Consider the following 11,982-nt stretch of genomic DNA (forward strand, 5'->3'; position numbering starts at 1 on the left):
ATCAATATACAACAAAATTGTTGTAATGTCAATAGAACTTCTTGTTTTTTTATGAAAATATTAACGCTGTTTGACTCATAAGGAACAAGATGGATAAAATATCGATTAGATTTTTTAATGATACGGAAGTTCGCGCCGTTTGGGATGAAGAACAGTCCAAATGGTGGTTTAGTGTGCTTGATATCATCGGTGTTCTAAATGAGCAGCGCGAATATGAAAAGAACCGTAACTACTGGAAATACTTAAAAGCAAAGCTCAGAAGAGAAAATCTTGAGTTGGTTAGCGCTACTACCCAACTGAAATTAACTGCTGCCGATGGGAAAAAATATAAATCGGATGTAATGGATTACAATCAGGTGATAGAGCTTGCAAAAAATTTTCCGAACAATAAATCCGTGCCGTTTATCCAGTGGTTTACCTATTCTGAAGAAACAGTAGACGCAAAGAGTAAAACAAAAGCATACGCACTCTTTGAAAGTTCATTGCTGAACAGTATTGAAGTTGGCACGATACAGGGATTACAGCAGATTCATGCCTATCTTTTTGGAGGGCTCTATGATTTTGCCGGTAAAATAAGAACCGTGAATATTTCAAAAGGCGGTTTTCAGTTTGCGGCAGCAGAGTTTCTTGAACAAAATCTTGCCGGAATAGAGAAAATGCCTGATACAACATTTAAACAGATTGCAGAAAAATATGTCGAGATGAATATCGCCCATCCTTTCCGTGAAGGTAACGGGAGAACAACAAGGATATGGCTGGATTTAATTCTCAAGCGTACATTAAAAAAGTGCATCGATTGGAGCAAAATCAATAAAAGAGAATATCTGAAAGCTATGGCGGAAAGCGTAATCGACTCAGGTAAAATAAAAGCTTTGCTGCAAAATGCTCTGACGGACAAAATCAATGACCGTGAAATGTTTATGAAAGGGATTGATTATTCCTATTATTACGAAGAAGCGGAGTAATATGCACCATTTTCTGAATATTTGCTACATATCTTTGCTATATATCCCAAAAAGGAGTATACTTGGGGCATGCTGGATTTACTGAAGGAATAAAAGATCGAAATTTCAAAGGAAGAATATAATTCTGTATGGGATGGCCATGAAGAGAAAAAGGGTTATATAGATTTGTTGATAACAAATCTATATAACCAAGCAATCATTATAGAAAATAAATTAAATTATGCTCCTGACCAGCCGAATCAAATTGTTAGGTATATGAAATATATACAGGAACAAAAATTCAGAAAAAATAGCAAAGTTGATATGACGGTCGTTTATCTTACATTAATTCTCGGACATTGATAGTTATCATTCATCATTTAAAGATTATACCAAGCTTATAATAGACGCAAAAAATGGAATTGATGGAAAGGTCTTAAAATATCGTAGCGCTATAGATAGTAATAAAAAGAAAGGGAGTTTAGTAAAATTCTTAGATGATTGTTTATTAAATCAAAAGATATAACAAGTCCAGAAGTTATGCTTACAAAAGTTTACCTAGAACAATATAAAATTTTGCTTGGACATTTGGGAGGTAGTGTCGCGATGTTGGAGTATCAAAAAGAATTGCTTAAAAGCATTTATTCATCTGAAAAAAATTGTAAGGCCGCAAAAGATTTAGTTGAAGTTTTTGCAGGTGACAAAAATGGAGAAAACTCAATAGTTAGTTCATTTATAACTGATCAATTAAAGAATTTTGTTGAACAATTGGGCTTTTCTTTTAATGGTTGGGGATATGTAATTACAAATGATATAACTTCAGATTACTTATATGTGTTTGGTCAATTCAGAAACTTACAAATTGGTTTCACAAATGATGAAGAGAAAATTTCTGAGGAACATCAAAAAATCTATCAAAAAATTTTAGAAGAAGTTTATAAAATTAAAATAGATGGTGCAGATGATAAGTGGGTGTGGCTACAAATAGAACCATTAAATGGTAAAGAAAATCTTGATGAATTTCTAAAATTTTATACAGATTTACTAGTTGGAGTGAAGAAAAGATTTTTAAAAGTAAAATAGGCATAATATCGTTTTCAAAGCCGACAAACGGGAAAACTCTGTTTTCGATGTAAAACAATGTCATTTTGATTATCAATCGCTTGAAGTAAATAAGCTTAAGTGAACCTCTAAAGCCTAAGGTTTTTAGAAGTTCACTACTGAAAATGAAATTGAACTTATTGCCAATTATCATAGATGAATTTTTTTATAAAATATGGTACACTACAAAAAATGGAGGTTCTTATATGTCAACACTACCCTTTGAGCAACTTTCAGCACAAGTTGATATGCTTTCTTACACCGAGAGAATCAGATTGCTTAATAAAATAGTACAAACTTTACACACCCCTATAAAAGTTCATAAAAGAGAAGCCCCCGACTTTGACGCTGCCTTTGGTTTATGGAAAGATAGAGAGATTTCTGTTCAGGAAATAAGAACCAAGGCTTGGGGGCGCTCTTAATGCTTTATCTTTGTGATACGTGCATTCTTATAGACTATCTTCGCGGAAAAACAGGTGTTCAACAAAAACTTAAACAAGATAGAAAACAAGGTTTGGGAATGTCTTCCGTTACATATATGGAATTAATGGTAGGAGCTTTTAATAAACGGGAAGTCGGCATCATAAAAAAAGCCTTTTCGGATTTTGAGATTGAGGAAATTTCTGAATCAATTTCTGTAAAGGCAAAGAAGCTCATTGAAAGATATACTAAAAGCCACGGTCTTTTGATTCCGGATGCCTTGATCGCTGCGACAGCATTAGAATTGGATATACCATTGTATACTGCGAATATTAAGGATTTTCAGTTTATTCCGAATTTAATTTTGGTATAGATCATTATACGGTTTTTATAGAGAAAAATTATAGCAAAGGGAACCACAATTGACCAAAAACTATCAAACCTTTATAGAACATACCGGTAGTACGCTCACAAAAAAGAATGCGTTGCCGAATGAGTATTTTAACACGTATCAATTCTCTTCCGAATACGGTAAGGGCTTCACCGCCGTATACGAGCTTGATTCTTATGCGAATATCTGTATTGCTAAGCATTCATATACCAGCGATTTTGAGTACTCCGTTTCGACGGAAGATTCCATCATTTTTCATGGTTAAATTTAGATTATTTAATAATTTCGACTTCAATGGCCGATGCGATCTCAGGATTGCAAATACGGATGCTGCAGTCTTCCGCTTCCGAATATCCGAGAAAATCGATACTACCGTACCATAAAATTTTTTCATCGAATACGGCAAGCCGTTGAGAAACGTTTTCTCTTTTAAAAACGGAAGCCCCTGCCGCTGCAAGCATATCGATATACGGCTGCTGCTTTTTTTGCCGTTCTTCATCTTTATGCAGCCTTGTTATTATGAAAATTTTGCATCCGCTTGAAAGTATTTTCGGTACGAGCGGTAGAAATTTTTGTATTTCCGTTCTTGAAAGATACGGCGAACAGATGACGGCGGAGTTTTTTGCGTTCATGCAGTCGTGAATAAAATCGGTTTTGTAATCATCGGCGGAATACAATTTTGACGTTTCACTCTGTGATAGCTCTAAATCGGAAGTGAGCTTTATCGCATAGCCGAGCTGCTTATAGCCTTTAAGCCGTTTTTGATACATACGATCGAAAACCGGAATACGAAAATCAACATAGTCGAAAATCTGCACTTCGTCTTTGCCTACAAAATTTCTATGCAGACGTCCGCAGTATTGTGCGAGCGTACCTTTCCAACTGAACGGCATTGCAAGCATAAGCGTATCAAGCCGCGGATGGTCAAAACCTTCTCCGGCATATTTTCCTGTTGCAAGTACGACAAGCGATTCGGATGCAGGGACTTGTCTGAGTGTTTCAAGCTGTTCTTTCTTTTGTTTTTGCGTCCCTTTACCGGTAATCACGATAACATGGAGCGCAGCATCTTTGAGATATTCTTTTAACAAGTTTAAATGTTCGATTCTATCGGACAGGATAAGCGGCGTTCGTCCATTTTTGACAGCGGTTTGCACATCTGAAACGATTAATGCATTCCGCGCCTCCGCTTTTATCATTTCGGAATAATAATTTTGTATTGAATGTTTTGAACTTTCCGTATTATCCGCAACGATATGAAAGTTCGTAAAACGGGGAATAAAATAATGCTCAAAGTTTTGTGTTTTACTCATCTGCTTTGCTGTTGTCGAATAAAGAATGTGCCCACATTGCATAAAGATGATTTTTTGCCGACCGTCACGGCGTATAGGCGTTGCAGTCAGCCCGTATACGTACTTTGCGCGGAAGCTCTTTACGAGATTTTCCGTTCCAAAAGCTGAAACGTGATGACATTCATCCACGATAAGCATACCATAAATATGTCGCCGTGGTTTTACCGCATCCGAATTTTTCTCTGTAAGCGATTTAATAATTGCAATGTCGATAATTCCGGTCGACATATCTTTTCCTGCAGCGATTGTTCCGGCTTCATAATTTAAAAATCGCTTGATTGCCTTTCTCCACTGCTCTAAAAGCGTGTGCGTTTGCACGAGAATTATTGTATTGACTTTCCGTTCCGCAATTAGTGCAGCAGCAGTTACAGTTTTTCCGAAACCTGTTCCGGCAGATAGAATTCCGATATCCGATTTAAGCATTGCGTGTAAAGCTGCATTTTGCTCTGCATATAATTCCGCAGTAAAATTAACTTCGATGTGTGTACCTGCATATCGCTCATCTTTAATTTCATAAGGCGTATCGCAATCGTTTAATAATTTTTCGATCTGACTGAGATTACCGCGCGGCAGCAACAAGGCGTTTTCAGTTCCTGCAGAACAATCGATATAACGCGGAGTGTTATACAGCGGGAGACGCATCTGAAGATTTTTGAAATACTCCGGATTTAAGAAAACAGCTGTCCGCCGGAATATTCCCAGCGCCCGCTCCGAGATTCCGTTCTTTGCAATTTCGATTTGATTGGAAACTGTAATGTGTACTATCGAAGAAAAATCTTTTTCCGTCAGTAGTACGCTTTGCGGCAATTCCTTGTTGAACCGATTCCCCTGCGATGTTTTAAGAACTTTGTATGCCGCGTTGGGTTTCACACTATCACCGATTGTATTGATTTCACCGTCATCAACATCGCTCGGCAAAAAGTCCGGTATGGTTTTTGCAATTTCATCGCAGCATACTCGCATGGCTTTTTCAGATAATTTTTTAATGGAGTTTAAATACGCCCACTGGTCATCGAATGGAATAAAATCTTCGTCTACAAAAACCGAACACTGATTTTTTACCGCTTGTCCCTGTAGCGGCAAAGCAATTAAATTACCGTAGCCTCCTTTCGGTATTGCATCCTGATTAGGAAACATACGGTCGAAAGATTCAAACGGTAACGAATGCCGCTCATTCATCGCCGCCTGTAAAATCAATGCGCCGAAATTGCGCGCACGTTTTGCGGCTATATTTTCACTAAAAAATATCCAAAGGTGAGCTCCTTTTCCTGAACGCGATATTTCAACCGAAACGGGAATAGAAAATACCGCACAGGTTTTACGGACAGCCGCCACATCCTTTTTCCACGAATCGGAACTCCCCGTATGCGAATCGAAATCGAAGGTATAACTTCGGCAACCAAATAAGGTTGCCTCGTTAACCGTCAAGTTTCCTTATCGGAAACTTGCTTATTGACGTGTGCGCTATCGCGCACGAATTCGGCAGTTTTCGAGAATTGATATTCTCTCAACTGTCGAATTTATAGGAAGGCCAGAAACCGGCATACATCCCCTTCAATGAGCGGATATACCCCGATAACATCGCGGCAGGCTGCATCTTTTCCTGCCAAATGATTAAAAATATACCGGCCGGAGAGTGGAACGGGAAGTTTAAACGGACAGGCAGCGCACGAATAGTTTTTCATATCGCATTTCCCGCGTTGCCACTTGTTCTGGCAAACCGGTGAATAGCCGCTTTTATTTGATTTTGCATTATACCAGCGCAGCGCAAAGACATCCTGTCGGCCGATAAACAACGATGTATATAAATTGATTTTTTCCTGCGCTGCACTGCTCCGATTAACAAGCGGATGTGACGGCGTGAATGTATCCGCTGCTGTCGAAACTTCCCCTTTTGCGATTACCGCGGTGCTTTTTTCTTCAAGGTGCAGCAGGACATCTTCATGCGCCATTGCAAAAGAACGTATCAATCCGATAAGTTCTTCGTGAGAAAGTGTTTCCAAATATGATAAAATAACGGTTGATATATCGGCCATTGTGCGTACAAATTATATATCGGCCTGTTCTATATGGAAATAAATGAACTATTCGGTTTTAAAATAAATCCGATAAGGTTTTTAGAGACGTCTTAACGGAAAGCAGCTTTTGGGATAGTCTGCCTGCGTGTTTGAGCTTGGCGTAGGGGGGGGCGGTTTCCGCTATTGCACCGCTTTCCAGCACGGTGCTTTCGCTGCCTACATCCAAAGCGGAGGACGCCTCATCCGGCAGCAGTACCGATGCATCCTTTAATAAGGCTCTCGCAAGAGTCGCATACCTTCCGAAATACGATAACCGGATAAAACCGTCGGAGTCTGCCGTTATTTCTTTCAAATTGACAGAACTCAAGGCAGCGATAATCATATCTTTTAGCAGAGATTGATTCGTGCGGAGGGTTTAATACCCCGACGCTTGCGTCGTAACGAAGGGTATTAAAGCCGACTGCAACCACCTTATGAGAACATACAGTGCGAAACGTTGAGCACTGTACCCCGATGCTCGCGTCGGGGTATGTTGATTTTTTACGTTTGAGATTCCCTTATGAAGAATTTTATAAGCTTGAAAGTTTCGGTATAATACATACAATTATTGACAGATGAATTTTCTTGTAAAATGGAGATACCTTCAAAATTGACCAACAGCTATCAAAGTTTTATAGAATATACCGGTAGTATGCTCACAAAAAAGAGTGCGTTGCCGAACGAGTATTTTAAAACGTATCAATTCTCTTCCGAATACGGTAAGGGATTCACCGCCGTATACGAGCTTGATTCTTATGCGAATATCTGTATTGCTAAGCATTCATATACCAGCGATTTTGAGTACTCCGTTTCGACGGAAGATTCCATCACCATACAGCAGTACGATTCCATCGATTCGGATCGACGCTATCCGCAGGGAAATGTTTCGGCGGGGATGCAGTATATCGATGTGGGCTATCCCCAAGACTAGGAATTACAAAAAGCCCCAAAAACCCCAATTAAATCCATACACTCTATAAACTTATCCAATCTACCACCCCGAAAAATTTCCCAGCAAAAAATAAGAAAAAATGCGAAAAAACGAGAAAAAATGAGAGTTTTTCGAGAGAACCCGCTAAAAACACAACACCCCTTCAAAAGCCTTAAAACCCATTAAAATACCTTTCAAGTGGTAATATTTCCCCCGTTTAAACCCCGTTTTATGCGCTCAAGTGGAAAAACAGCCCAAAAAACATCAAAATTCACAGAAAGAGCCTTATCCCTAAAACCCCGTGATTCTGCCAAAGGTCGGAACTGAGAATTCCTAATTTGCTAAAGGTCGGAACTAGCAATATAAGTCATTATAATATAGTGATTTATTAAAACCGATATAGCCAGAAATAGGTAAAGGTCGGAACTAAATCAGTTCCGACCTTTGACGAAAAATTTGCACTCAAATAAGGAATTTTTACGCCTTATGCAAACTTTGATCATACGGCAACAACTTATCAAATGTTGCACGAACCAATTTATTATTTTTTCTTACAGTAATAAGCTGCAGTGTAACTAACTCTTTGTCTTGAGCTTTCTTTAAGATAGTATAACTGCCGTCAATGATGCTTTTAGGCTGAATAACCACATTATGAAATACTTCTGTCGTTGTGTTATTGATAAGGGTCGCTTTTGCAGAGCTTTTTTCAAAATTCATCGTTATTTCAGATATTTTATAATCTCCAATTTCAGTAGCAATCATCTCTTCTTCTGTTACGGCAAGATTTTTTATTCTTTCTGAAAGTTCACCTTTTGTAATTGGGTGATCATCAACTTCCATTTCAGCAGCACCATCAATTTTAGCTAAATTCTTTAGTGATCGTGTTCTCCCATCCACAAGAATTTTTACTGATTCAAGCATGGTATCAAAAAGTTCTCTATCTCTCTCGTTTTGTAATTTCTGTTTTTGTAGTTCAGCTTCGGCAGCAATTTTTTTATCATAAGAATCTGCTCTTCTATTGTATATTTTTACAAGTAAGAATACTGAAATTCCTGCAATAAGCGTTGCAAAAGTTTGTGTTCCAGTCATATTTTTTATTGCCTCCTGAATAACATTACATTGTTCAATGAGTAACGTAACAATATCAGAACTGCCGCTGTTCACAGTTGCTACTATTTCCAATCTTTGCCGTTCAGCCTTATTAGGCTCTTTTCCCGTATATTGTTGGAATAATTTATAAAAACAATTCTGAATATCAAGTATATACTTCATTACAGATGTCGTAATAGTAGCGTTGTATTTATCGCCTTTAATTTTGAGATGAATTTTAAATAAATTGTTATCAAAATGTATTTTTGTAGTTTCAAACTCTTTAAAGTCTTTAAAAATTGCCTCTATAAAGCTTTCAAGTTCTTCTTCTGTGGTAATATTTTTAACCGTAACTGCGGTATGCGCCATAGAGTACCCCCTATTTATCAGACTAATGAATATAGTATATCCTACTACTAGCATTTTCTCAATATTGCTTTCTGAGCCTTTCCGATAAGACCTTTCCCTGTTTATCTAAATTGTATCATCAGCCATCTCTTTTATTTTAAGTAGTTTTGCTTTAAGCTCTTTGAGCATTTTAGGCGGAGCATAATTACATAAAAGCTCGATCAGTTCAGCATATTCATCGCTGGGATATTGCGGGGATGAATTGTCAGGTGCTTGTACAATATGATTGTTATTACCGATCTGAGTATTATTATTGCCAAGTATTACATTATTTGAAAATCCGGGAATAGCATAGCCTAAATCAGCTAACTGCATAAGGATTTTTAGCGGAGGCTTTGCTTTACCTATCTCATAATTTGACCAAGTGGTCTGCGGAATACCTAATAATTCTGCAAGGTCTTTTTGAGACTTTCCCATTTTTTTCCTGACTTCTTTTATTTTGCTAGCTAAATTGGCTATATGATCTTCAATAGAGGAGGCAGAAGCTTCATCAACTGCCTCTTTTGGTTCCTGTATAGATACGTCATTTTGTGGTAGCTTATGTATGAATATTTCACCTTCTCCTGTAACTAACCAATGGATATTTATCCCAAAACGGCTTATTTTAATTTTTAATTCATCAGATAGTTCTGTTGTTCCGCTTTCATATTTTGAAAGAGCATTTTGACTTATCCCCAATCTTTCTGCAAACATACTTTGAGTCTTAAAACCTAGTTTAATTCTAACTATTTTAAGCCTTTTTCCGATATTTTTATTCATTTCTTATAAATCCATCCTAAAACAGCTTGACAAATATCCTATACAGGCTTATTATAGTTATATCGGTACAAAATAGAACCGACATAACCAAAAAAAAGAAATCCTTACGCACAAGGATTTCTTAAAAAATAAAGAGGCAAAACTGTGGCAAACAGAATTACCAAACAGATGGGATGCTGGATCCAGTACCAGCTCAAGCTCAACGGCTATACCCACGATGCAGTAGCGCTTAAAGCAAACCGCTCCTCAAATATTGTATCACAATTTTTGAACGGTCGTAAGGGGTCTATTCCGACGCAAAAAGCGCTCTGCGAAGTGCTTGGATATGCCGATTTTAACGCACTTATCGCCGCAATACCGGCAGAATGCAAAACCGAACCGCGCAAAGGCGCGTAAAAAAAGCGAGGTACAATATGACAATCAATATCTGCGTATATCACGACTACTACGCAAAAGCTGAACAGCAAATACCCGAAATAGTTTCACTGCTGCGAACGCTGAATGAACGTGCTCCAAAAGGAGATCATTATAGCATTGGAGCTGCCCCCTTTTATTTTTCCACTCTCGAATACATTTTAACCCACGATGACTATGACTTTTGCATATTTTTTACGCTTAATCTATCTATCGTCGCCTTAATGCAGCAGGTTCCCTATATGTCGCATATCGTTGTCCTTGAAGACTTTTCTGCGTGTCCGGCTCTTTTCGCCGGCTGGGAGCAGCTGCCGAGTCCGGAAGGTTCGCAGCAATGGCGCCCTGCTGCTTGGGAGCACAGGGAAACAACCGTGCTGGTAACAACACCGGAGCGGTTAATTGAAGATGCGTTCGCCTTTTTCAAACAGGAAGGCTTGTCTTTCAACCCGTAAAGAAGCGGAGCGTATACGGTAAGCGAGGTAACGGTATGGTCAAAAGATGGCTTTCGGTAGATGAATTAGCGATTACTTTAAATATTACCCCTCGAGGTGTTAGAAAGCGAGCTCGCAATGAGCAATGGCGAAACCGCTCTATCAAAGTAAACGGCGGTATGACCCAAGTATTTCAGCTCGAATTTCTCCCTGACGACATCCAGCGAGCCTATGCAGCGTCTCTTTCAATGGATTTACAGGCGCTTAAGACGGCATTAAAACCCACATCTGACGCAGGAAAAAAGGTACTTATCATCTCGTATAACGGACGTGGCGCGGTAACCAAAACGATAAAACCGCTTGAAGCGTCAAGCGAAGCGGGCTTACGCATCGCAGCGATGCGCGTCAAGCTCATTGAAAGCTATTCACAATCAGGTCTTTCGGCAAAAGCCTTTATTGCTGCCTACGAAGCCGGAGAAGTCGCTGCTGACTTACGGGAGCGGCTCGGACGCTGGGGCAATATCCATACACAATCGAACTTTTATAAAAACTGGCTTGCCGTCTATCAAAAACACGGCATTGCAGGGCTTGTCCCGCAATATGACCGCAGACGCGGCGGGGCGGGAGCGAGCTTTGACGAAAAAGCAAAAGAGATTATCAACTCGCTCTACCTCGATTTACGCAAGCCGAGCGCCGCGTCGGTCGCCCGCGACTTAGCGCAGTTCGGCTACGATCTCAAATACGTTACCGTCAACCGGTACATCAAAGAAATTCCGAACTCGGTCAAAGTCTTTTATCGGGAAGGGCAAAAAGCCTATCACGATAAATTCGATCCGTACATCGAGCGGGACTATACGCTCTTTAAGGCGATGGAATGGGGCTGCGGCGACCATCATATCTTCGATTTTGTCATCATTCACGAAGGACGCATTTTCCGGCCGTGGGTTACGCTTTTTATGGATATGAGGAGCCGCACCATTACCGGCTGGTGGATTGATGTGGTGCCGAACACCTTGACGATTATGCGGGCATTTTCGCAAAGCGTTGAGCAGTATGGACTTTTTGAAAATATGCTTGTTGATAACGGCAAGGACTTTAGAAGCGAATGGTTTGCCGGAAGCGAGTGGAAACAGCGGAGGACACGACCTGAAACAGAAACGCTTGAGCTCATTGAAGGGGTATTGCAGGACTGCAAAACGAACGTACATTTTGCAACTCCCTATCGGGGGCAATCAAAGCCGGTTGAACGCTTTTTTAGGAGCGTCTGCGAACTTTTTTCAAAGACGCAAGATTTTTATGTCGGCTCCAATACGGTTGACGCTCCGGAAGATAAAAAACTGTTCTGGGGACGCATCAATGGACGGGACAAGATACAAGTAACCTACACGTTGGATCAGTTACGGCGCGATTTTGCGCAGTTTGTAACGTGGTTCAATTCGAGCTGGCAGCATTCAGGGCAAGGAATGGACGGTAAAACACCGGATGCAGTGTTTGCCGAAACCTTTGACCACAAGCGCGAGCTGCCGGAAGAATATCGCAAATACATCTTTACGGTACGGGAAAAGCGGGTTGTCCAGCGCAACGGCGTCTCGATAGACGGTATCAGCTACTACAATCCTGAAATGGTTCGGCTTATCGGCGAAAAAGTAGAAGTCAGGCGCGACATAAACGACATCGGTAAGGCTGCA

13 protein-coding genes and 1 pseudogene are annotated in these 11,982 nt (G+C 39.8%); 10 read left to right on the top strand and 4 right to left on the bottom strand.

The genetic code is table 11. From position 1 onward, the window contains the following. Positions 1-89 precede the first annotated feature (89 nt). The 6 genes from fic to HGH47_RS11455 all read left to right on the top strand — a co-directional run bounded on the left by fic (position 90) and on the right by HGH47_RS11455 (position 3,121). Positions 90-965, top strand: a complete 876-nt coding sequence (gene fic, locus HGH47_RS11430; RefSeq protein WP_212566217.1) for a protein adenylyltransferase Fic — start codon at positions 90-92, stop codon at positions 963-965. A gap of 102 nt (positions 966-1,067) precedes the next feature. After that, a complete protein-coding gene (locus HGH47_RS11435) occupies positions 1,068-1,307 on the top strand; it encodes a PD-(D/E)XK nuclease family protein (RefSeq protein WP_371922032.1) in 240 nt (79 codons plus the stop codon). 177 nt (positions 1,308-1,484) lie between these two features. Next, positions 1,485-2,027 carry a hypothetical protein gene (locus HGH47_RS11440; RefSeq protein WP_212566218.1) on the top strand — a complete coding sequence of 181 codons (543 nt, stop codon included), beginning with the start codon at positions 1,485-1,487 and terminating at the stop codon, positions 2,025-2,027. A gap of 143 nt (positions 2,028-2,170) precedes the next feature. Then, on the top strand, positions 2,171-2,467 hold the full coding sequence (locus HGH47_RS11445; protein WP_230974597.1) for a hypothetical protein: 297 nt from the start codon (positions 2,171-2,173) through the stop codon (positions 2,465-2,467). Beyond that, positions 2,467-2,838 (top strand): type II toxin-antitoxin system VapC family toxin, encoded by a 372-nt coding sequence (locus HGH47_RS11450; protein ID WP_212566219.1) that lies wholly within the window; start codon positions 2,467-2,469, stop codon positions 2,836-2,838. Before HGH47_RS11445 ends, HGH47_RS11450 begins: the two co-directional genes overlap by 1 nt. Positions 2,839-2,887: 49 nt before the next feature. Continuing rightward, on the top strand, positions 2,888-3,121 hold the full coding sequence (locus tag HGH47_RS11455) for a hypothetical protein (RefSeq protein ID WP_230974598.1): 234 nt from the start codon (positions 2,888-2,890) through the stop codon (positions 3,119-3,121). A 7-nt stretch (positions 3,122-3,128) separates the two neighbouring features. Here HGH47_RS11455 and HGH47_RS11460 read toward each other — a convergent pair. Next, positions 3,129-6,230 (bottom strand): annotated as a pseudogene (locus tag HGH47_RS11460) (TOTE conflict system archaeo-eukaryotic primase domain-containing protein); the annotation flags it as partial. Between the two features lie 69 nt (positions 6,231-6,299). Further along, positions 6,300-6,605, bottom strand: coding sequence for a hypothetical protein (locus tag HGH47_RS11465; RefSeq protein WP_212566220.1), 306 nt, complete (start codon positions 6,603-6,605; stop codon positions 6,300-6,302). 309 nt (positions 6,606-6,914) lie between these two features. Here HGH47_RS11465 and HGH47_RS11470 point away from each other — a divergent pair, with 309 nt between their 5' ends. Further along, the gene (locus HGH47_RS11470; protein WP_432912451.1) at positions 6,915-7,193 is read left to right on the top strand and encodes a hypothetical protein; all 279 of its coding nucleotides are present in this window, start codon (positions 6,915-6,917) and stop codon (positions 7,191-7,193) included. Between the two features lie 477 nt (positions 7,194-7,670). Here HGH47_RS11470 and HGH47_RS11475 read toward each other — a convergent pair whose 3' ends face one another. Beyond that, the gene (locus tag HGH47_RS11475; protein WP_432912454.1) at positions 7,671-8,651 is read right to left on the bottom strand and encodes a hypothetical protein; all 981 of its coding nucleotides are present in this window, start codon (positions 8,649-8,651) and stop codon (positions 7,671-7,673) included. A 105-nt stretch (positions 8,652-8,756) separates the two neighbouring features. Continuing rightward, entirely contained in the window at positions 8,757-9,449 is a 693-nt protein-coding gene (locus HGH47_RS11480; RefSeq protein ID WP_432912457.1) for a helix-turn-helix transcriptional regulator, read from the bottom strand. A 144-nt stretch (positions 9,450-9,593) separates the two neighbouring features. Here HGH47_RS11480 and HGH47_RS11485 point away from each other — a divergent pair, with 144 nt between their 5' ends. The 3 genes from HGH47_RS11485 to HGH47_RS11495 form a co-directional block, all read left to right on the top strand. Next, entirely contained in the window at positions 9,594-9,845 is a 252-nt protein-coding gene (locus HGH47_RS11485) for a hypothetical protein (RefSeq protein WP_432912028.1), read from the top strand. A gap of 17 nt (positions 9,846-9,862) precedes the next feature. Continuing rightward, a complete protein-coding gene (locus HGH47_RS11490; RefSeq protein WP_432912460.1) occupies positions 9,863-10,315 on the top strand; it encodes a hypothetical protein in 453 nt (150 codons plus the stop codon). Positions 10,316-10,350: 35 nt separating this feature from the next. After that, the coding region (locus tag HGH47_RS11495; RefSeq protein WP_432912463.1) for a transposase domain-containing protein at positions 10,351-11,982 on the top strand (1,632 nt) is incomplete at its 3' end.

This window comes from Treponema sp. OMZ 805, assembly GCF_050937395.1.
Lineage (GTDB): Bacteria > Spirochaetota > Spirochaetia > Treponematales > Treponemataceae > Treponema.

What these genes read in the sequence shown, in the direction of transcription:
- fic (WP_212566217.1), top strand. Translation starts at nt 90, where the DNA reads ATGGATAAAATATCGATTAGATTTTTTAATGATACGGAAGTTCGCGCC.
- HGH47_RS11445 (WP_230974597.1), top strand. Translation starts at nt 2,171, where the DNA reads ATGAAATTGAACTTATTGCCAATTATCATAGATGAATTTTTTTATAAA.
- HGH47_RS11450 (WP_212566219.1), top strand. Translation starts at nt 2,467, where the DNA reads ATGCTTTATCTTTGTGATACGTGCATTCTTATAGACTATCTTCGCGGA.
- HGH47_RS11465 (WP_212566220.1), bottom strand. Translation starts at nt 6,605, where the DNA reads ATGATTATCGCTGCCTTGAGTTCTGTCAATTTGAAAGAAATAACGGCA.
- HGH47_RS11440 (WP_212566218.1), top strand. Translation starts at nt 1,485, where the DNA reads ATGCTTACAAAAGTTTACCTAGAACAATATAAAATTTTGCTTGGACAT.
- HGH47_RS11475 (WP_432912454.1), bottom strand. Translation starts at nt 8,651, where the DNA reads ATGGCGCATACCGCAGTTACGGTTAAAAATATTACCACAGAAGAAGAA.
- HGH47_RS11470 (WP_432912451.1), top strand. Translation starts at nt 6,915, where the DNA reads ATGCTCACAAAAAAGAGTGCGTTGCCGAACGAGTATTTTAAAACGTAT.
- HGH47_RS11480 (WP_432912457.1), bottom strand. Translation starts at nt 9,449, where the DNA reads ATGAATAAAAATATCGGAAAAAGGCTTAAAATAGTTAGAATTAAACTA.
- HGH47_RS11490 (WP_432912460.1), top strand. Translation starts at nt 9,863, where the DNA reads ATGACAATCAATATCTGCGTATATCACGACTACTACGCAAAAGCTGAA.